The sequence below is a fragment of the Streptomyces sp. NPDC050997 genome, assembly GCF_040660135.1.
Taxonomy (GTDB): domain Bacteria; phylum Actinomycetota; class Actinomycetes; order Streptomycetales; family Streptomycetaceae; genus Streptomyces.
This window is the reverse complement of the sequence record NZ_JBFAGK010000010.1, coordinates 253629-272815: the sequence shown is the minus strand read 5'-3', so window position 1 is coordinate 272815 and position 19187 is coordinate 253629. Positions and strand designations below refer to the sequence as shown.

Genomic DNA, 19187 nt, shown 5'->3' with positions numbered 1-19187 from the left:
GGTGGACCCGACGAGAAGAACCGTGTCCCCGCTGTACGGGACCGACCCAGGAGCGGCTTATGAGCGCTGTGACCCCCGCTGGAGGCGACACCGCGGCGGGCCGTTCCTGGCCCGAGGTGCTGGGCGCGCTGCTCCGCGGCCAGGACCTGAGCGCCGGTGACACGGCATGGGCGATGGACCGGTTCATGAGCGGCGAGGCCACGGACGCCCAGATCGCGGGTTTCATGGTGGCGCTGCGGGCCAAGGGCGAGACGGTCGAGGAGATCACCGGTCTCGTGGAGGCGATGTACGCGCACGCGCAACCGCTGGACATCCCCGGACCGGCCGTCGACATCGTGGGCACCGGCGGCGACCGGGCCAAGACGGTCAACATCTCGACGATGTCCGCCATCGTGATCGCGGGCACCGGGGCGAAGGTCGTCAAGCACGGCAACCGGGCGTCGTCCTCGGCGAGCGGGTCCTCCGACGTGCTGGAGAAGCTCGGCATCAACCTGGACCTGTCGCCCGAGGGCGTGGCTCGGGTGGTGGAGGAGGCCGGGATCACCTTCTGCTTCGCGGCCAGGTTCCACCCCTCGATGCGGTTCGTCGGCGGGGTCCGGCGGGATCTGGGGATTCCGACGTCGTTCAACCTGCTCGGTCCGCTGACCAACCCCGCCCGGGTCACCGCCTCGGCGATCGGCTGCTTCGACACCCGGATGGCGGGGCTCATCGCCGGCGTGCTGGCCGAGCGCGGCTCGTCCGCGCTGGTGTTCCGCGGCGACGACGGTCTCGACGAGCTGACCACCACGGCCACCTCCCGGGTGTGGATCGTGCGCGACGGCAAGGTCACCGAGGAGTCCTTCGACCCGCGGCACGTCGGCCTCGAACTGGTGCCGGTGCAAGCGCTGAGAGGCGCCGACCCCTCCTACAACGCCGAGGTCGCCCGCCGCCTCCTGGACGGTGAGCACGGGCCCGTACGGGACGCGGTCGTGCTGAACTCGGCGGCGGCGCTGGTGGCGCTGGAGCCGACCGGGGCGCCGCTGACGGAGCAGATCCGGGCCGGGATGGAAAAGGCGGCGCACTCCATCGACTCCGGCGCGGCCAAGCGGACGCTGGAGCGCTGGGCGGCGGCCAGCAACGCGTGACGACGACGTGGCGACATCCCGCGATCCGGACACGGGTTGCGGGACCACGATCACGTCACGTACGTTTTTGACCAGGTCATGAGTGACAGTCATGAGGCCCCGGCCGACTGTCCGGCAACCCTCCGTCCGTGGCGGGGTGCCCCGGGTGAAGACCAGGCCGTAGGCAGCGAGGTCTGCGGCAAGCGCGGACCCTCGCACTCTTCTGAGTGAGCACCAGGGGTCCTGGTCGTCGAGGAGACTTCCGTGAGCCGGCGAATGCGATAGGGCCGCAGAGCCCCGCCTCCGCACCCCCTTTTCTCACCTTCACCCACGCTTGAGCCGTACCCGCTCGCGTGGTGATCTCAGCTGCGTCTCACGGGAGTTCGCCATGTCTGTCCCCACCGCTGTCGCCGCCCAGTCCGTTTGTTCCCCGCTGCCCGTTCTGGGGCAGGATGTCACCGTCCCGCTCGTCACCGGTGGCGAGGTCACCTACGCGGCACTCGACTACGCGGCCAGCGCGCCCGCCCTGCAGCGCGTCTGGGACGACGTGGCGGCGTACGCGCCCTACTACGGCAGCGTGCACCGCGGCGCCGGCTACCTGTCCCAGCTCTCCACGGACCTCTTCGAGAACGCCCGCCGGACCGTCGCCGAGTTCCTGGACTGCCGCGCCGACGACCAGCTGATCTTCACCCGGTCCACCACGGACTCGCTCAACCTCCTCGCCGCCGCGCTTCCGGCCGACTGCCAGGTCTTCGTCTTCGAGACCGAGCACCACGCCTCGCTGCTGCCCTGGCAGGACGCCCGGGTCAGCTACCTCGACGCCCCGCGCACCCCCGAGCAGGCGGTGGCCACCCTGGAGCGGGCCCTCGCCGAGCGAGACCCGCACGGCCCGGCCCTGGTGTGCGTGACAGGCGCCTCGAACGTCACCGGAGAGCTGTGGCCGGTACGGGAGCTGGCGGCCGCCGCCCACGCCCACGGCGCCCGGATCGTCCTGGACGCCGCCCAGCTGGCCCCGCACCACCCGGTCTCGGTGCGGGATCTCGACGTCGACTGGATCGCCTTCTCCGGGCACAAGCTGTACGCCCCCTTCGGCTCGGGTGTCCTGGCCGGACGGGCCGACTGGCTGATCGCGGCCGACCCCTACCTCGCGGGCGGCGGCGCCAGCCGCAAGGTCACGCGACGCGAGGACGGGGGAGTGGACGTGGAGTGGCACAAGAGCGCCGCCCGGCACGAGGCCGGTTCGCCCAACGTCATCGGCGCCTACTCCATCGCCGCCGCCTGCAAGGCGCTGACGGAGGCCGGCTTCGACACCCTGGTCGCGCGTGAGCGGCACCTGATCGAGAAGGTCCGCACCGGCCTCGCCGAGGTGCCCGAGGTCCGGGTCCTGTCCCTGTTCGGGGACGACGCCCCCCGGGTCGGCGTGATCTCCTTCGTCGTCGACGGCTGGAACAGCTCCCACTTCGCCGCCGCGCTCTCCGCCGAGTACGGCATCGGCGTCCGCGACGGCCTCTTCTGCGCCCACCCGCTGGTCCGCACCCTGCTCGGCAGCGACCCCCAGACCCAGGGCGAGTGCGGCGCCCCCGAGGCCGCGCCCGGCGAGAAGTCGTTGAACGCCATCCGCGTGAGCTTCGGCGCGGGTACCCCGGACGAGCATGTGGAGCGCTTCGTCACCGCGGTGCGGCAACTCGTGCGGGAGGGTGCGAAGTGGCAGTACCGGACGGAGGACGGCCGCTGCGTCCCGGCCGTGTGAGAAGCGTTTCGCCCTGAGGCGCTGAGGCGCTGAGGCGCTGAGGCGCTGAGGCGCTGAGGGGCTGAGGCCCTGAGGCTCCGAGGTCCAGAGACTCGGAGGCGGTGTTCAGCGGGTCAGGAGTCCAGCCCGATCGCGAACGCCGCCTCCAGGTCGTGCTGCGAGTACGTACGGAACGCCACGTGCGTGTCCGTGCCCTCCACCCCGGGGATCTTGCTGATCCGGCCGGGGATGACCTCCGCCAGGTCCTCGTGCCGCCGTACCCGCACCATGGCGATCAGGTCGTACGTGCCGGTGACGGAGAAGACCTCACTCACGCTCTCCAGCGAGGCGATCGACTCGGCGATCTCGGGAATCCGGTCCACGCTGGTCTTGATGAGCACGATCGCGGTGATCACGGCTGGTTCTCTCCCTCGGGGGCCGGAGCTGGGGCGGAACTCACTTTAGTCCCACGTCCGAACCGCCCCCACGCGTAGCCGAACCCCAGCCCGAACCCCACCACGTGGGCCAGGTACGCCACCCCCGGACCCTGGGGCGCCCGGCCCGCCGCCAGCCACTGCAGGGCCGCCCAGAAGAGGAGGACGACCCAGGCGGGGAAGCGCAGCGGCAGGAAGAACAGGAAAGGGAGAAGACTGGTCACGCGGGCCCCGGGGAACAGGTACAGGAACGCGCCGAGGATCGCCGAGATCGCCCCGGACGCGCCGACCAGGGACTGCTCGGAGTCCGCGTGGGCGGCGGCGTACCCGAGCAGGGCGAGGTAGCCGCAGCCGACGTAGAAGAGGGTGAACTGGACGCTGCCCATGCGTTCCTCGGTCATCACCCCGAAGACGTAGAGGAAGAGCATGTTGCCCAGCAGGTGCACCCAGCTGCCGTGGACGAAGAGGGCGGTGGCGGGCGTGAGCGCGGCTCGTGGTGACCCCTCGAACAGCTCGGTGGGGACCACGCCCCAGCGGTGGAAATAGGCCCGCTGCGCGGTGAGCAGTGTGTCACCGGGGCCGTACACCGGATTCAGGCCGGCGGCCGGACCGATCAGGAAGAGCAGGGAACACAGTGCGATCAGCCCGAAGGTGACCGGTGCCGGCGACCTGAGGACCGATCTGCTCGCCCTGCCGACCGTCTCGCGCCAGATGCTGATCATGGACACAGAGCATGACGTAACGGGACGCAACGGAATACACCGCCTCGCCGCCGTGGACGTCCGAGCGGCGAGTCCGCGCCAGGCCGTAGGGTAACGAGCCACACGTGCCGGGGGAGCCCGGCACGTCATCGACACTGGAAGTACTCGGAAGTACCGGCACCACACGTACTGACATCAGAGGTGCTGACGTTCGGAAGTACCGGCACCACACGTACCGACACCAGAAGGAAGCGAACAGTCACGATGACGGTTCCCCTGCCGACCACCACGACACGGTGGCGCTGCACCCTCTGCGGCAACCTCACCCGCTTCGATGTGACCCGCTCGTCGAAGGTCGTCGAGTACGTCCACCTCGATCTGGCCGGAGAGCCGAAGGTCGAGGAGCGTGACGTGGTGAGTGAGACCATCGAGTCGGTGCGCTGCCGCTGGTGCAACGCCGTGGATCAGGTGGAACTCGTGGACAGGCCGGGCGCCGGCTCCTGACGGGAGCGGGCCCGCACAGGCATTGGGGTGACGATGGTGGAGAGCACGAGCGGGGGGCCGGGCGACGGCGCCGCTGAGGTGCTCGACCGTCCGCTGCCCGACGGTGTGCGCCGCAGGGTCGTGCAGATCGTCTCCGACGGCTTCGGCGGGCTGACCGTCGCGGAGCTGCCGGCCCAGCTCAGGCAGTACGCCCGGTTCGCGCCCAACCGGCGGGCCAAGTTCGCCGGCAACGCCATGGCCGCGGCCCTGGAGACCGATCCGCTGTTCCGGCAGCGTATCGGGGAGAAGTTCAGAGAGGCGCAGCCGGAGCTGTCCGGTGCCCTCGACTCCGGCTCGCCGCCCCCGGCCGCGGACCCGCTCGACGTGGCGGCCGCGGCCTATGTACTGCGTCCCACCGACTGGGTGAAGCTTGTGACCGCGGCCGGCGAGGAGGCCCAGCGGGCCGACGCCGAGCGGGTCGACGAGGAGAACCGGGCCGAGCTGGAGCGGCTGCGCGAGGAGCTCGACCGGGCCCGCGAGCTGACCCGGACCGATACCGAGCGGCTGCGCACCGAGCTGGATTCGGCCAAGAAGGAAGCCGAGTCGCTGCACCGCAAACTGCGCGCGGCCCTGAGTGACGTCAAGCGGGGCGAGGCGGCGCTGCGCAAGGCGCACGCCGAGATGGAGGCCACGCGTTCCGAGGGGCATTCCCAGCTGTCGGCGGCCGAGAGCGAGACCCGGCGGCTGAAGGCGCGCCTCGGGGAGGCGGAGGCGGTCCTGGAGGCCACCCGCAGGGCGGCCCGCGAGGGGCGCAGCGTCGAGGACATGCGGGTACGGCTGCTTCTGGACACCCTGCTCGACGCCACTCAGGGGCTGCGCCGGGAACTCGCGCTGCCGCCGGTGTCCGTGCGCCCGGCGGAGACCGTGGACGCGGTCGAACCGGGACGTATGACCCCGAAGGACATCGCCGCGCGGGCCCTGTCCGAGAACGACCCCGCGATCCTCGACCAGTTGCTCGCGCTGCCGCAGGCCCATCTGGTCGTCGACGGCTACAACGTCACCAAGACCGGCTATCCCCAGATGCCCCTGGAGAAGCAGCGGCTCCGGCTCCTCGGGCAGCTCTCGCAGCTGGCCGCGCAGACCGGCGCCGAGGTGACCTGTGTCTTCGACGGAGCCGAGTTGGTGGCGCCGGTGCTGCTGGCGCCGCCGCGCGGGGTGCGGGTGCTGTTCTCCAAGCCGGGTGTCACCGCCGACGAGTTGATCCGCCAGCTGGTGCGCGCGGAGCCTCCGGGGCGTCCGGTCATCGTCGCCTCGACCGACCGTGAGGTGGCCGACGGGGTGGCCCGGGCGGGGGCGCGACCGGTCGCTTCCGCGGTGCTCCTCAAGCGACTGTCCTGAAGGTCAACGTACGGTCCCAATGCCCGAATTGACTGAACCGTCACGCAACGTAGTGTCAACCGGATGTCACCGCATGTGAGTTGAGTGCAAAGAATGCACGGTGTGACGAGATTTTTCGCGTGAGGATTTGAACTGATCACAAGAGGGTCACTAAGGTCTGGGCTCGAACCTCCGAGCGGGTGATCACTCAAAAGAAGGAGTTCACCTCCGTGGCGTCCCATCGTCGACCCAAACAACCGAGTCGTGCACGCGTGACGGTGCTGACCACAGCAGCCGCCGCTGCCGTCGTTCTGAGCTCGCAGGCCGCCAACGCGGCGCCGAGCGAGAAGCCGAGCAAGGACGAGGTCAAGGGCAAGGTCGACAAGCTCTACGAGGAGGCCGAGCAGGCCACCGAGAAGTACAACGGGGCCAAGGAGAAGCAGGAGAAGCTCCAGAAGGAGATCTCCACCATCCAGGACAACGTCGCCCGCGGCCAGGAGGAGCTCAACGAGCTGCGCGACTCCATGGGCCTGGCGGCCGCCGCCCAGTACCGCACGGGCGGCGTCGACCCCTCCCTCCAGCTCTTCCTGTCGTCGAACCCGGACGACTACCTGGACAAGGCGTCCACCGCCGACCAGCTGAGTGCTCAGCAGGTCGAGGCGCTGAAGGAGATCCAGGAGAAGCAGCGCGAGCTCGCCCAGGAGCGCTCCGAGGCGTCCGAGAAGCTCAAGGACCTCGCCTCCACCCGCACCGAACTGGGCAAGAAGAAGCAGCAGGTCCAGACGAAGCTCTCTGAGGCGCGCACGCTCTACAACTCCCTGACGGCCGCCGAGAAGGCCAAGCTCGAGGCCGACCAGGACCGCGCCAGCCGCGACAGCGGGCGTGACGTCCTCGACTCCGGCAGTGCCTCCTCCGGCCGGGCCGGCGCGGCCTACGCCTTTGCGCAGAGCCAGCTGGGCAAGCCGTACGTCTACGGCGCCACCGGCACCGGCTCCTACGACTGCTCGGGCCTCACCTCGGCGGCGTACGCGGCGGCCGGCGTCGGCATACCGCGGACCTCCGAGGCGCAGTCGACCATCGGGACGAAGATCTACTCGCAGAGCCAACTCCAGGTCGGCGACCTCGTGTTCTTCTTCAACGACCTGCACCACGTGGGCCTCTACGCGGGCAACGGCCAGATCATCCACGCGCCGCGCACCGGCACGGTCGTCCGCTACGAGTCGATGGGCACCATCGGCGGCCCGTTCATGTTCGGCGTCCGGGTCTGACCGACCGGCCTGCCCGGTCCGTCCTTCTCGAACTCCTGGAAGATCAACACACCTTGCCGCCCGAACGGGCGAATCACGAGGGCGTGATCTGACCCCGCGCCCCGCCCATGACCTGCGTCTGAGGCGGGGCGCCGCGTTATGTGCCCTTCGAGGTCTTTGGTGGGGGCCCCTGCTCGGGGCTACTGTCTGCCGCGTTTCCTTGTCCGCCAGTCGGAAGGAGTGCGGCTTCCCGTGGGGTCCCATCGCCGTCTTGCACCGTCCGGGTTCGACCGGGGCGCCAGTGCAGCGCTCTGTGTCATGTCAGCCGCGGCCGCCACCCTCGGCGTTCTCCCGGCCACCTCGGCCGTCGCCGCACCGCACGACGACACCCGTGCCGAGGTGGACCGCCTCTACGAGGAGGCCGAGAAGGCCACCGAGGCATTCAACGAGGCCGACGAGAACGCCGACGCGCTCCGCGAGGAGGTCGGCGGCGCCCAGGACCGGATCGCCCGGCAGCAGGAGCGCATCAACTCCATGCGGGAGACGCTCGGTTCGCTGGCCGGTGCCCAGTACCGCTCCGGTGGCCTCGACCCCTCCCTCGCTCTGCTGTTCTCCGACGACCCGGAGGACTACCTCGACAAGGCCTCCGTCCTCGACCGGATCGGCGTCCACCAGGCCGGGGAACTCGAGGAACTCCGGACGGCGATGCGCGAACTCGCCCAGGAGCGCTCCGAGGCGGTCCGCAAACTCGGTGAGCTGGACAAGAGCCGCAAGGCCGTCGCCTCCCACAAGCGGACCGTCGAGAAGAAGCTCGCGAAGGCCCGGCAACTGCTCAACTCCCTGCCGTCCGGGGAGCGTGCCGCCTACGACCGGGCCTCCCGCTCCGGCCGCTTCGACCTGCCCGACCCCGGGAGCGCCGCCCCGTCCTCGAACCGGGCCGCGGCCGCCGTCACGGCGGTCCGGGCCGCGCTCGGCAAGCCGTACGTCTGGGGCGCCAACGGCCCCTCCGGCTTCGACTGTTCGGGCCTGATGCAGTGGTCGTACGCACAGGCCGGGGTCTCCCTGCCGCGCACCTCGCAGGCCCAGCGGTTCGCCGGCCGTCAGGTCCCGCTGTCCCAGGCGCAGCCCGGTGATCTGGTCACCTACCGCAACGACGCCAGCCATGTCGCGATGTACATGGGCAACGGCCAGGTGATCCACGCGCCCTATCCCGGGGCCCCCGTGCGCTACGACCCGGTGGACATGATTCCGGGAGCGACCGTCACACGGGTCTGACCGCGCGCGCTCACGCCCCCGTACGATCGAGGCGTGGCAGGTCGAGGGCGGGCGTCGGGTCATGGAGTCGTGGCGCTGTGTCTGGCGCTGCTGGTGGCCCTGGTGGGCTGCGGCGGCGGGCCCGCCACCGACAGCGCGAAGGCCGAACTGCAGCGGGTCCTCGACCGGCGGGCGACCGCGGTCCTCGACCGGGACCGGGTGGCGTTCGTGCGGACCGGCGCCCTGAGCTGGTTCGGGAACCTCAGCGCGGTCCCGCTCGCCGCCTGGTCCTACCGCGTCACCGCCCTGCACCGCACCGGCGCCACGGCCACCGCCGACGTCGAACTCGGCTACCGCGTCCAGGGCTACGACCAGGCCCCGGTCACCGTCGGCCGCACCCTGAACCTGTCCCTGGACAAAGGCGGACAGTGGTACGTGGACGCCGAGCTGCCCGCCCGGAAGGCTCCCCAACAGCTGTGGGACCAGGGCGAGGTGATCGTCGTACGCGGAGAGCACAGCATGGTCATGGGGGTCGCGCAGAGCGGTGAGGCGCTGCACTCCTACGCGGACCTGGCGGACCACGCGGTGCCCGCCGTGTCGGACGTGTGGGGCACGCACTGGTCCCGACACGTCGTGGTCCTGGTGCCGAAGTCGCTGGCCGGCATGGCGGGCCTGCTCGGCTCGCCCGCCTCCGGGTACCGCGGGATCGCGGCCGTCACCACCGGCGAGACCGGCGCCCCGGCGCGGGCGCCCGCCGACCGGATCATCGTCAACCCCGAGGCGTACGGCGTGCTCGGCTCCCTCGGCAAGCAGGTCGTGCTCACCCACGAGACCACCCATGTCGCCACCCGCGCCGACACCACCCCCGCGACGCCGTTGTGGCTGTCCGAGGGGTACGCGGACTGGGTCGGCTACCGCGACAGCGGGCGTACGCCCGAGCAGGCCGCGCCGGAGCTGTGGGAGGCCGTGGGCAAGGGCGAGGTGCCAAACGCCCTGCCGGCCGACCGGGACTTCGGCTTCAGCGGGGCCGCGACCGGGCTGGCACAGGCCTACGAGGGCGGCTGGATGGCCTGCCGGATGATCGCCGACCGGTGGGGCGAGGCGCGGCTCGGCGAGTTCTACCGGGCCGTGGGCACGCGTCAGAAGCGGGCGGGCGCGGTCGAGGACGCGATGAGGAAGGTGCTCGACACGACACCGGAGGAGTTCACCGCGCGGTGGCGGGACTATCTGCGGGCCCAGTTGGGCTGAGGCCGGCCCGGGCTGCCCCGGCGGGGTGCCGGCTCAGGAGGAGGCGGGCTCCTCCTCGGTGCGGGCCGCCTGGTCGGGGACCAGGGGTGCCGTCGGCTTCGGGACCGTCGCCCGCCACAGGACGCGGGCGGCGGCGAGGGAGGCGAGCACCAGCAGGCCGTTGCGTACGGCGAGGAGGGTGACGCCGAGCGGGTCGCTCGCCACGACGTGTGCGAACCAGAGGGGGAACTCCAGCACCGTCACGAAGCACGCCGCCAGTACCAGGCCCGCCGGCCCGCCCATCCGGCTCGCCCGGAAGCACAGGCAGACCGCCGCCAGGCCCACCAGCCACACCAGGTACTGCGGGCTGATCACCCGGCTGGTGGTGGTGAACATCAGCACCGCCACGAACGCCGCGTCGGCCATCGTGTGCGCCTCGAACCGGGTCGCCAGCAGCCGCCACAGCAGCAGCCAGCCGAAGGCCATGCCGGTCAGCGCGAGCGCGGCCGTACTCACGATGTTCACCCACGGGCCGAGGAATTCCACCGAGCCGTAGTTCAGCAGCACCTCGCCGTCCCAGCCGTGGTGCCGGGCCACATGGAAGACAAGGGAGCCGAGCGACTCGACCTCGGTGCCCCGGTCACGCTGGAAGGTCAGGAAGGCGAAGGCGCCCGGCATCGCGACGGCGAACAGCGCGGCCAGCCCGGAGACGGTCAGCGCCGCCGCGGCCCAGGTGCCGCCGCGCCTGCGGGCGCCCAGGAGCAGCAGCGCCGGCCACACCTTCAGCATCGCCCCGAAGCCCGCGAGGGCCCCCATCACACGCGGATGCCGGGACCCCGCGAGCAGGGCGGCGACCGCGACCGCGGTGACCATCACGTCGTAGCGGGCGTATCCGGTCGGGCCGAGCAGCGGGATGCCCGCCACCCACACCCAGGCGCCGCGCAGCCGCTTGTCCGGGCGCCGGCCCGCGTACACCAGCAGGGCGAGCACGACCAGGTCGGCGAGGAAGGCGAGGACGAAGAACGCCGAGGCGTAGTCCAGGCCGGGCAGCAGCGCGGGGGAGAGGATCGGGAGGGCGGCGGCGGGCGGGTACTGCCAGGTGACGTCGTCCAGCGGGAAGGTGCCGGTGCGCAGGACGTCGTACCAGTCCTGGTAGATGACGGAGACGTCGCTGGTGACGTCCGGGCCGGGGAAGACGTACACCTTGAAGACGAACAGCAACAGCAGCAGCCTGGTCACGCCCCAGGTGATCAGCAGGCAGGTCAGGGACCGCCTCGCACCCGTCGTCTCCACGTGATCCCCTGCCGTTCGAATCCTGTCTTGAGGGGAACATGATGTCGCGCCCTGCTGTGAGCCTGCCACAGACGCGGCCACGGGCGGCTGTGAGTCGCCGGTTCGGTAGGGTCGGCCGCGATGCACAAGACTCTCGTCGTCACGAACGACTTCCCGCCCCGGCCCGGCGGGATCCAGGCGTTCCTGCACAACATGGCGCTGCGGCTCGACCCCGAGCGGCTGGTCGTGTACGCCTCCACCTGGAAGCGCGGCCGGGAGGGGGCCGAGGCGACGGCCGCGTTCGACGCGGAGCAGCCCTTCACCGTCGTACGGGACTCCACCACGATGCTGCTGCCGACGCCCGGGGTGACCCGGCGGGCCGTCGGGCTGCTGCGCGAACACGGGTGCACGTCGGTGTGGTTCGGGGCGGCGGCGCCGCTCGGGCTGATGGCGCCGGCGCTGCGGAAGGCGGGCGCCGAGCGGCTGGTGGCCACCACCCACGGGCACGAGGCCGGGTGGGCGCAGTTGCCCGCGGCCCGGCAGCTGCTGCGCCGGATCGGCGAGTCCACGGACACCGTCACCTACCTCGGCGAGTACACCCGCTCACGGATCGCGACCGCGCTGACGCCGGACGCGGCCGGGCGGATGACGCAGTTGCCGCCGGGAGTCGACGAGAAGACCTTCCACCCGGGCTCCGGCGGCGACGAGGTCCGGGCCAGGCTCGGGCTGACCGACCGGCCCGTGGTGGTGTGCGTGTCCCGGCTGGTGCCGCGCAAGGGGCAGGACACGCTGATCCTCGCCATGCCCCGGATCCTGGCCGCCGAGCCGGACGCCGTGCTGCTGATCGTCGGCGGCGGGCCCTACGAGAAGGACCTGCGCGAGTTGGCGCGGGAGACCGGGGTCGCCGGCTCCGTCCGCTTCACCGGTGCCGTGCCCTGGTCCGAGCTGCCCGCGCACTACGGCGCCGGGGACGTGTTCGCGATGCCGTGCCGGACCCGGCGGGGCGGGCTCGACGTCGAGGGGCTCGGGATCGTGTACCTGGAGGCCTCGGCGACCGGGCTGCCCGTCGTCGCCGGTGATTCCGGCGGCGCCCCCGACGCGGTCCTCGACGGCGAGAGCGGCTGGGTGGTGCGCGGCGGCTCGGTGGAGGAGGCCGCCGAGCGGATCGTCGTGCTCCTCGGGGACGCCGAACTGCGCCGGCGGATGGGGGAGCGGGGGCGTGCGTGGGTCGAGGAGAAGTGGCGCTGGGACCTGCTCGCCGAGAAGCTCCGGGCACTGTTGTGAGGGCTTCCGCGGAACGACCGTAGGGGGCTTCCGCAAAGACCCTTTCAAAGGTCCGATCCGACCCTGCGGCAGCTCTAGGCGGAACGCGATAATCCGGACATGCTGCGCACATGACAGCAAAACTGATGCAGCGTCAGCTGACGAGACGTCACATACTAGGCATGGCCGCACTGCAGACCGCGGCCACCCTCGGCTTCACCCGGGTCGGCCTCCAGTCCGCCCGGGCGGCCGAACCCGACGCGGTCGAAACCGCCCCCGCGATCGTCGTCGGCTCCGGCTACGGCGCCGCCGTCGCCGCCCTCCGACTCGGCCAGGCCGGCATCCGCACCCTCGTGATCGAGATGGGCCGGCTCTGGAACACCGCGGGCCCCGACGGCAAGGTCTTCTGCTCCACCAGCGCCCCGGACCAGCGGTCCATGTGGTTCCGCACCCGCACCGAGGCGCCGCTGGCCTCCTTCCTGTGGCTGGACGTCGTCAACCGGGACATCAGCCGCTACCCCGGCGTCCTGGACCGCGTGCACTTCGACAACATGTCCGTCTTCGTGGGCCGTGGGGTCGGCGGCGGCTCCCTGGTCAACGGCTCCATGGCGGTCACCCCGCTCCAGTCCTACTTCGCCGAGCAGTTCCCCACCGTCGACGCGACGGAGATGTACTCCACGTACTTCCCGCGTGCCCGCGCCATGCTCGGTGTGAACAGCGTCGACCCCGCCTGGTTCGAGTCGACCGAGTGGTACCAGTTCACCCGCGTCTCCCGGAAACACGCCGCGAACACCGGACTGAAGACCACCTTCGTGCCCAGCGTCTACGACTTCGGCTACATGCAGCGCGAGGCGGCCGGCACGGCGACGAAGTCGGCCCTCGGACAGGAGGTCATCTACGGCAACAACCACGGCAAGCGCAGCCTCGACCAGACGTATCTGGCGGCGGCGCTGGGCACGGGCGAGGTCACCATCCACACCATGGAGAAGGTGCGCGGGATCAGCCGGGCGAGCGACGGAACGTACGTCCTCACCGCCGACCGCATCGACGACACCGGCGCGGTCGTCGAGACCAAGCAGTACGGCTGCACGTACCTCTTCCTGGGCGGCGGCAGCCTCGGGACCAGTGAACTCCTCGTTCGGGCCCGGGCGACGGGCACGCTGCCCGCGCTGGACGCGAGCGTCGGGGCGGGCTGGGGCACCAACGGGAACGTGATGCTCGGGCGGGCCAACCACCTGTGGGACACCGTCGGCGCCAACCAGTCGACCATGCCGGTGATGGGCATCGACGACTGGGCCAACGCCGCCAACCCGGTCTTCGCCGAGATCGCCCCGCTGCCGACGGGACTGGAGCACTGGGTCAGCCTCTATCTGGCGATCACCAAGAACCCGCAGCGGGCGGCGTTCTCGTACGACAGCGGCACGGGCGGCGTGCGGCTCGGCTGGTCCGCCGCCCAGAGCGCGGTCTCCGTCGGCATGGCGAAGAAGCTGTTCGACCGGATCAACGCGGCGAACTCGACGATCTACCGGTACGACCTGTTCGGCTCCTCCAGCAAGATCTTCGCCGACGACTTCACGTACCACCCGCTCGGCGGCTGCGTGTTGGGGAAGGCGACCGACAACTACGGCCGAGTGAAGGGGTATTCGAAGCTGTATGTCACCGACGGCTCGCTGGTGCCCGGCTCGATCGGGGTGAACCCGTTCGTGACGATCACCGCGCTCGCCGAACGGACGATGGCGCGGGTCCTGGTGGAGGACACCGCGCCATGATCCGTCGTGGGGCCGGGGTCGGCTACTTCTGGTAGATGGCCTCGATCTCGGCCGCGTAGTCCTTCGCCACCACGTTGCGCTTGAGCTTCAGGGACGGCGTGAGGTGGCCCGAGTCCTCCGTGAACTGGGAGGAGAGAATGCGGAACTTCCGCACCGATTCCGCCTTCGACACCGCGGCGTTGCCGTCGTCGATCGCGGCCTGGATCGCCGCGTTCAGGTCCGCGTCATCAAGCAGCGACGCCGCGGTGGAGCCGGCCGGCTTGCCGTGCTCGGCGGCCCAACGGCCCAGGAACTCGTCGTCGACGGTGATCAGCGCGCCCACGAAGGGCCGCCCGTCGCCGACCACCATGCACTCCGCGACCAGCGCGTGCGCGCGGATCCGGTCCTCGATCACGGCCGGGGCCACGTTCTTGCCGCCCGCGGTGACGATGATCTCCTTCTTGCGACCGGTGATCCTCAGATAGCCGTCCTCGTCGAGGGTGCCGATGTCACCGGTGTGGAACCAGCCGTCGGCCAGCGCCTCCGCGGTCGCGGCCTCGTTGTTCCAGTACCCCTTGAACAGGTGCTCGCCGTGCAGCAGCACCTCGCCGTCGTCCGCGATCCGCACCACCGAGCCGGGCAGCGGCTGGCCGACCGTGCCGATCTTCTGACGGTCCCACGGGTTGAAGGCGGTGGCGGCACACGACTCGGTCAGGCCGTAGCCCTCCAGGACCGTGAAGCCGATACCGCGGAAGAAGTGTCCCAGGCGCTCGCCCAGCGGGGCGCCGCCGGAGATGGCGTACTCGCCCTTGCCGCCCAGGACCGCGCGCAGCTTGCTGTAGACGAGCTTGTCGAACGTCCGGTACTTGATCTTCAGCCCGAGGGATGGGCCCGACGCCGTGTCCAGCGCCTTGCTGTACGCGATCGCGGTGTCCGCGGCCTTGTCGAAGATCTTGCCCTTGCCGTCCGCCTGCGCCTTGGCCCGCGCCGAGTTGTAGACCTTCTCGAAGACACGCGGCACGCCCAGGATCAGCGTCGGCCGGAAGGCGGCCAGCTCGTCGGTGAGCTCCTTGATGTCCGGGACCATGCCCAGCTTGATCGGCGCCATCATGGGCGCGATCTGCACGAGCCGGCCGAAGACGTGCGCGAGCGGCAGGAAGAGCAGGACGGAGCACTCGCCGGTGCGGAACAGCGGCCGCAGCCGCTCCACGATGTTCCCGCACTCGGCGAAGAAGCTGCGGTGGGTGAGCACACAGCCCTTGGGCCGCCCGGTGGTGCCCGAGGTGTAGACGATGGTCGCCGGGTCGTCGGCCTTGGCGAGCGAGCTGCGCTCCTCCACCGCCGCGTCGGTGACGTCCTGCCCGAGCCGCCCCAGCTCCTCCAGGCCACCGGCCTCGATCTGCCAGACGTGCTTGAGAGCGGGCAGGCTGTCGCGCACCGACTCGACGGTGGCCGCGTGGCCGCCCTGCTCGACGACACAGGCGGTGGCGCCCGAGTCACTGAGGATCCACTGGACCTGCTCCGGCGAACTGGTCTCGTACACCGGCACGGTGACCGCGCCGGCGCTCCAGATCGCGAAGTCCAGCAGCGTCCACTCGTAGCGGGTGCGGGACATCAGAGCGACCCGGTCGCCGGGCTGCACACCGGAGGCGATGAGCCCCTTCGCGGCCGTGTGCACCTCGGCGAGGAACACGGTGGCCGTCACGTCCTGCCACGTGCCCCCCACCTTGCGGGCGATGACGGCGACATCAGGATGCTGCGCGGCGTTTCTCCGGACGATGTCGGTGAGATTGCCGTCCGCAGGGACCTCGTACAAAGCCGGAAGGCTGAACTCGCGCAAGACTGCTGCTCCTCATAGGGCGCCGGCGCCACGACGTTGTGTGATGCGACGGTGCGGTCCAAGGCTCGGGCAGGTGCTCAAGGGCCTCACCCCGAGCCTTGGGGGCTCGGTGGTCGAAATCCTGAGCACGAGTGGACTGCCCGGACGTTACCCGTCGGTATAGCTACTTCGACAGGGGGTCCCGAGGAGATGTTCGCCGCGTCACACGGATTGGTGTTTTCTTCGTGGTGTTTTCTCGCGCACAGTAGTCGACGCACTAACTGACTGGCCAGTAACGGCAGGTCCCGCCGCCACTGTTCACGTATGCCGCACACCCTTACGCTTGATCGTCATGGCACCCACACGACCCGGAAACGACAGGACGCGCGTCCATGTGGTCAGCGACGTACACGGAAACGCCCGTGACCTGGCCCGCGCCGGCGAAGGCGCGGACGCCCTGATCTGTCTGGGTGACCTGGTCCTCTTCCTCGACTACGCCGACCACTCGCGCGGGATCTTCCCCGACCTCTTCGGCGCCGAGAACGCCCACCGCCTCGTCGAACTGCGCACCGCCCGCCGCTTCGAGGAGGCGCGCGAGCTCGGAGCCCGGCTGTGGGCGGGGGTCGCCGGGGACCACGCGGCCGTGATCGAGGAAGCGGTACGCAAGCAGTACGCCGAGCTGTTCGCCGCGTTCCCGACACCGACGTACGCCACCTACGGCAATGTCGACATGCCTCCGCTGTGGCCGCAGTACGCCGGGCCCGGCACGACGGTGCTGGACGGGGAGCGGGTGGAGATCGGGGGCTGGGTCTTCGGCTTCGTGGGCGGCGGGCTGCGGACGCCGATGCGGACGCCGTACGAGATCAGCGACGAGGAGTTCGCGGCGAAGATCGAGGCGGTGGGCGAGGTGGACGTGCTGTGCACGCACATCCCGCCGGAGGTGCCCGAGCTGGTCTACGACACGGTCGCGCGCCGTTTCGAGCGGGGGAGCCGGGCGCTGCTGGACGCGATCCGCCGCACCCGGCCCCGGTACGCGCTCTTCGGCCATGTCCACCAGCCGCTGGTGCGGCGGATGCGGATCGGGGCGACCGAATGCGTGAACGTGGGGCACTTCGCGGGCAGCGGGAAGCCGTGGGCGCTGGAGTGGTGAGCGCTTCCCGGTGACCGGGGCGGACGGGGGTGAAGGCTGCTGGTCGGCTGCGCGGTAGCCTTCACGCTGCACACACGTGCGCACGACGACCTCAGTACCGGCCCGTATCTGGAGGAGCCACGGCGATGGCGGAACACACCAGCTCGAGCATCACCATCGAGGCGCCACCGGCCGACGTCATGGCGGTGATCGCCGACTTCGCTCGCTACCCGGACTGGACCGGCGAGGTGAAGGAGGCGGAGGTCCTCAAGAAGGACGCACAGGGCCGCGCCGAGCACGTCCGACTCGTCATGGACGCCGGCGCCATCAAGGACGACCAGACCCTGGGCTACACCTGGACCGGCGACCACGAGGTCTCCTGGACCCTGGTCAAGTCCCAGATGCTGCGGTCGCTCGACGGCTCCTACCTTCTGAAGCCGGCGGGCGCGGGGGCGACGGAGGTCACCTACCGGCTCACCGTCGACGTCAAGATCCCCATGCTCGGCATGATCAAGCGCAAGGCGGAGAAGGTCATCATCGACCGGGCGCTGGCGGGGCTGAAGAAGCGGGTGGAGTCGAAGGAGGCCTGATCGGCGGGGCACCGGCCGGACGCGGCCGCGCCCCTGCCTCGGTTACGGTCACCCCCATGCGCACCATCCTGATCACGGGCCCCGGCGGCAGCGGTCGTACCACCGTCGCCGCCGCCACCGCCCTCGCGGCCGCCCGCGAGGGCACCCGCACCCTCGTCCTCGGCGCCGGCCGCACCGACACCCTCGGCGCCGCACTCGGCACGGCGACGGGCCCGACCCCCCGGCAGGTCGCGCCCAACCTCACGGCCTGGCGCCCGGACGCGGTCGAACGCTTCCGGGACGACCTGACCGCGTTCCAGGCCCGCGCCACCTCCGCGCTCGACCTGCTCGGCGCCTCCCGCCTGGACCCCGAAGAGGTCACCCCCCTCCCCGGCGCCGAGGAACTCTCCCTGCTCCGCGCTCTGCGGGACGGCGCCCTCACCGAGGCCCACGACCTGGTGGTCGTCGACCTCCCGCCCGTCCCGCACGCGCTCGCCCTCCTCGCCCTCCCCGAGGAACTGCGCCGCTACCTGCGCCGCCTGCTGCCGTCCGAGCGGCAGGCGGCCCGCGCCCTGCGCCCCGTCCTCGGCCGACTGGCCGGCGTGCCCATGCCCTCGGAGTGGCTGTACGAGACAGCAGCCCGCTGGGACGTCGAACTGGCGGCCGTCGAGGCGGTCCTCGCCGACCGCGACACCGTCGTACGGCTGGTCGCCGAACCCGGCCCGGCCGGCGCCGACGCCGTCCGCGACGCGGGACTCGCCCTCGCCCTGCGTGGCCTGCGGCCCGACGTCCTGGTCGCGAGCCGGGTCCTGCCCGAGGCCGCCCAGGACACCTGGTCGGCCGGTCTGATCGCGCAGCAGCGCAAGACCCTGGACGAGTGGCGGGCGGCGTACGACGTCCGGACCGTCGCCCATCTCGGCCACGACCCCCGGGGCACCGACGACCTCGGCGCGCTCACGGTCCCCGGGGTCAACGACACGACCTCCACCGTCGAGTGGCCCGTGACCGACCGGCTGGCCGAGGACGGGGTGCTGGTCTGGCACATCCCGCTGCCCGGCGCCATACGCGACGAGCTGGACCTGATCCGGCGCGGCGACGAACTCGTCGTCAGCGCGGGCCAGTTCCGCCGGATCGTCCCGCTGCCGTCCGCCCTGCGCCGCTGCACCGTCGCCGGTGCCGCGCTGCGCGAGGGAGAGCTGCGCATCCGGTTCGCGCCGGACCCGGAACTCTGGCCGCGCACCCGGTGAACCGGATACGCCCGTTCGGGTAACGTCGTAGAGACGAACCGTAGTCAGGAGTCCGTCATGAGCGAAGAGCTCCCCCAGTCCGAGGAGGGCGGGCGCGAGACCGTCGACGAGGTGCGGGCGACCGACGCCGACGCCTGGGCGACGGCGTGTGCCGAGGACCTCGCGGCGGAGAAGGCCCGCCGGCGCACCCAGTACGGTCCGCCGCCGGGCTCGGCCGCCGAGGAGTTGCGCAGGCTCGTCGACACCGTCGCGGAGAAGCTGTCCGGCCTCCAGTCCCCACTGCTCGGCGCGGTCGCCGGTCCGGCCGCCCAGCAGGTCGTGAAGCAGGTCGTCCAGCAGGCCAAGTCCGCCGTCGAACCCGTGCTCGAGCGCAACCCGGATGTCTTCGACCATCTGGCCGCCGCGGGCAACGAGCTGCTAGCGGCGTACCGGTCGGCCGTCCAGGCCCAGGAGCGACGCTGGACCGCCCGGGACAACGACCCACGCGACCTGGACGAGCCGCGCGACGACAAGGGCGACGAGCCCGGCCCGGGCGAACGCATCGACCTCGACTGAGGCCGGCGGACGACGGGAACCTGACCACAG

The 19187-nt window shown here is 71.1% G+C and carries 17 protein-coding genes and 1 riboswitch; of the genes, 13 read left to right on the top strand and 4 right to left on the bottom strand.

Translation table 11 applies throughout. The features are described 5' to 3' along the window. Positions 1-59 precede the first annotated feature (59 nt). Both trpD and AB0H86_RS24075 read left to right on the top strand, forming a co-directional pair. Entirely contained in the window at positions 60-1124 is a 1065-nt protein-coding gene (trpD, locus tag AB0H86_RS24080; protein WP_362442261.1) for an anthranilate phosphoribosyltransferase, read from the top strand. A 74-nt stretch (positions 1125-1198) separates the two neighbouring features. Further along, positions 1199-1315: riboswitch (SAM riboswitch) on the top strand. A gap of 176 nt (positions 1316-1491) precedes the next feature. After that, positions 1492-2853, top strand: coding sequence for an aminotransferase class V-fold PLP-dependent enzyme (locus AB0H86_RS24075; RefSeq protein WP_362442258.1), 1362 nt, complete (start codon positions 1492-1494; stop codon positions 2851-2853). Positions 2854-2966: 113 nt separating this feature from the next. Here the strand turns inward: AB0H86_RS24075 and AB0H86_RS24070 are convergent, their stop codons facing one another. Together AB0H86_RS24070 and AB0H86_RS24065 are read right to left on the bottom strand one after the other, a co-directional pair. After that, positions 2967-3248, bottom strand: a complete 282-nt coding sequence (locus AB0H86_RS24070; RefSeq protein ID WP_356776441.1) for an Lrp/AsnC ligand binding domain-containing protein — start codon at positions 3246-3248, stop codon at positions 2967-2969. Then, complete coding sequence (locus AB0H86_RS24065; RefSeq protein WP_362442255.1) at positions 3245-3988, bottom strand: rhomboid family intramembrane serine protease; 744 nt, start codon at positions 3986-3988, stop codon at positions 3245-3247. Before AB0H86_RS24065 ends, AB0H86_RS24070 begins: the two co-directional genes overlap by 4 nt. Positions 3989-4231: 243 nt before the next feature. Between AB0H86_RS24065 and AB0H86_RS24060 the strand changes: the two genes are divergently transcribed. The 5 genes from AB0H86_RS24060 to AB0H86_RS24040 all read left to right on the top strand — a co-directional run bounded on the left by AB0H86_RS24060 (position 4232) and on the right by AB0H86_RS24040 (position 9576). Next, a complete protein-coding gene (locus tag AB0H86_RS24060; RefSeq protein ID WP_362442252.1) occupies positions 4232-4471 on the top strand; it encodes a hypothetical protein in 240 nt (79 codons plus the stop codon). Between the two features lie 33 nt (positions 4472-4504). Further along, on the top strand, positions 4505-5848 hold the full coding sequence (locus AB0H86_RS24055) for an NYN domain-containing protein (protein WP_362442249.1): 1344 nt from the start codon (positions 4505-4507) through the stop codon (positions 5846-5848). Positions 5849-6057: 209 nt separating this feature from the next. Continuing rightward, positions 6058-7095, top strand: a complete 1038-nt coding sequence (locus AB0H86_RS24050) for an NlpC/P60 family protein (protein ID WP_362442246.1) — start codon at positions 6058-6060, stop codon at positions 7093-7095. Between the two features lie 231 nt (positions 7096-7326). After that, complete coding sequence (locus AB0H86_RS24045) at positions 7327-8349, top strand: NlpC/P60 family protein (RefSeq protein ID WP_362442243.1); 1023 nt, start codon at positions 7327-7329, stop codon at positions 8347-8349. A 33-nt stretch (positions 8350-8382) separates the two neighbouring features. Further along, positions 8383-9576, top strand: a complete 1194-nt coding sequence (locus tag AB0H86_RS24040) for a hypothetical protein (protein WP_362442241.1) — start codon at positions 8383-8385, stop codon at positions 9574-9576. A gap of 33 nt (positions 9577-9609) precedes the next feature. Here AB0H86_RS24040 and AB0H86_RS24035 read toward each other — a convergent pair whose 3' ends face one another. Beyond that, positions 9610-10848 carry a glycosyltransferase family 87 protein gene (locus AB0H86_RS24035; protein WP_362442238.1) on the bottom strand — a complete coding sequence of 413 codons (1239 nt, stop codon included), beginning with the start codon at positions 10846-10848 and terminating at the stop codon, positions 9610-9612. 120 nt (positions 10849-10968) lie between these two features. On the opposite strand from AB0H86_RS24035, the gene AB0H86_RS24030 reads away from it, so the two are divergent. Together AB0H86_RS24030 and AB0H86_RS24025 are read left to right on the top strand one after the other, a co-directional pair. After that, the gene (locus tag AB0H86_RS24030) at positions 10969-12111 is read left to right on the top strand and encodes a glycosyltransferase family 4 protein (RefSeq protein ID WP_362442235.1); all 1143 of its coding nucleotides are present in this window, start codon (positions 10969-10971) and stop codon (positions 12109-12111) included. 161 nt (positions 12112-12272) lie between these two features. Continuing rightward, entirely contained in the window at positions 12273-13859 is a 1587-nt protein-coding gene (locus AB0H86_RS24025) for a GMC oxidoreductase (protein ID WP_362442232.1), read from the top strand. 22 nt (positions 13860-13881) lie between these two features. Here the strand turns inward: AB0H86_RS24025 and AB0H86_RS24020 are convergent, their stop codons facing one another. Beyond that, complete coding sequence (locus tag AB0H86_RS24020; protein WP_362442229.1) at positions 13882-15678, bottom strand: AMP-dependent synthetase/ligase; 1797 nt, start codon at positions 15676-15678, stop codon at positions 13882-13884. A gap of 331 nt (positions 15679-16009) precedes the next feature. Between AB0H86_RS24020 and AB0H86_RS24015 the strand changes: the two genes are divergently transcribed. The 4 genes from AB0H86_RS24015 to AB0H86_RS24000 all read left to right on the top strand — a co-directional run bounded on the left by AB0H86_RS24015 (position 16010) and on the right by AB0H86_RS24000 (position 19157). Next, the gene (locus AB0H86_RS24015) at positions 16010-16807 is read left to right on the top strand and encodes a metallophosphoesterase (RefSeq protein ID WP_362442226.1); all 798 of its coding nucleotides are present in this window, start codon (positions 16010-16012) and stop codon (positions 16805-16807) included. Positions 16808-16932: 125 nt separating this feature from the next. Next, positions 16933-17376, top strand: a complete 444-nt coding sequence (locus tag AB0H86_RS24010; protein WP_362442223.1) for an SRPBCC family protein — start codon at positions 16933-16935, stop codon at positions 17374-17376. A gap of 56 nt (positions 17377-17432) precedes the next feature. After that, positions 17433-18602, top strand: coding sequence for an ArsA-related P-loop ATPase (locus AB0H86_RS24005; RefSeq protein WP_362442220.1), 1170 nt, complete (start codon positions 17433-17435; stop codon positions 18600-18602). Positions 18603-18659: 57 nt separating this feature from the next. Next, positions 18660-19157, top strand: coding sequence for a DUF5304 domain-containing protein (locus AB0H86_RS24000; protein ID WP_362442217.1), 498 nt, complete (start codon positions 18660-18662; stop codon positions 19155-19157). The last annotated feature ends 30 nt before the right edge of the window (positions 19158-19187 follow it).

What these genes read in the sequence shown, in the direction of transcription:
- trpD (WP_362442261.1), top strand. Translation starts at nt 60, where the DNA reads ATGAGCGCTGTGACCCCCGCTGGAGGCGACACCGCGGCGGGCCGTTCC.
- AB0H86_RS24075 (WP_362442258.1), top strand. Translation starts at nt 1,492, where the DNA reads ATGTCTGTCCCCACCGCTGTCGCCGCCCAGTCCGTTTGTTCCCCGCTG.
- AB0H86_RS24065 (WP_362442255.1), bottom strand. Translation starts at nt 3,988, where the DNA reads ATGATCAGCATCTGGCGCGAGACGGTCGGCAGGGCGAGCAGATCGGTC.
- AB0H86_RS24060 (WP_362442252.1), top strand. Translation starts at nt 4,232, where the DNA reads ATGACGGTTCCCCTGCCGACCACCACGACACGGTGGCGCTGCACCCTC.
- AB0H86_RS24055 (WP_362442249.1), top strand. Translation starts at nt 4,505, where the DNA reads ATGGTGGAGAGCACGAGCGGGGGGCCGGGCGACGGCGCCGCTGAGGTG.
- AB0H86_RS24030 (WP_362442235.1), top strand. Translation starts at nt 10,969, where the DNA reads ATGCACAAGACTCTCGTCGTCACGAACGACTTCCCGCCCCGGCCCGGC.
- AB0H86_RS24025 (WP_362442232.1), top strand. Translation starts at nt 12,273, where the DNA reads ATGGCCGCACTGCAGACCGCGGCCACCCTCGGCTTCACCCGGGTCGGC.
- AB0H86_RS24015 (WP_362442226.1), top strand. Translation starts at nt 16,010, where the DNA reads ATGGCACCCACACGACCCGGAAACGACAGGACGCGCGTCCATGTGGTC.
- AB0H86_RS24010 (WP_362442223.1), top strand. Translation starts at nt 16,933, where the DNA reads ATGGCGGAACACACCAGCTCGAGCATCACCATCGAGGCGCCACCGGCC.
- AB0H86_RS24005 (WP_362442220.1), top strand. Translation starts at nt 17,433, where the DNA reads ATGCGCACCATCCTGATCACGGGCCCCGGCGGCAGCGGTCGTACCACC.
- AB0H86_RS24000 (WP_362442217.1), top strand. Translation starts at nt 18,660, where the DNA reads ATGAGCGAAGAGCTCCCCCAGTCCGAGGAGGGCGGGCGCGAGACCGTC.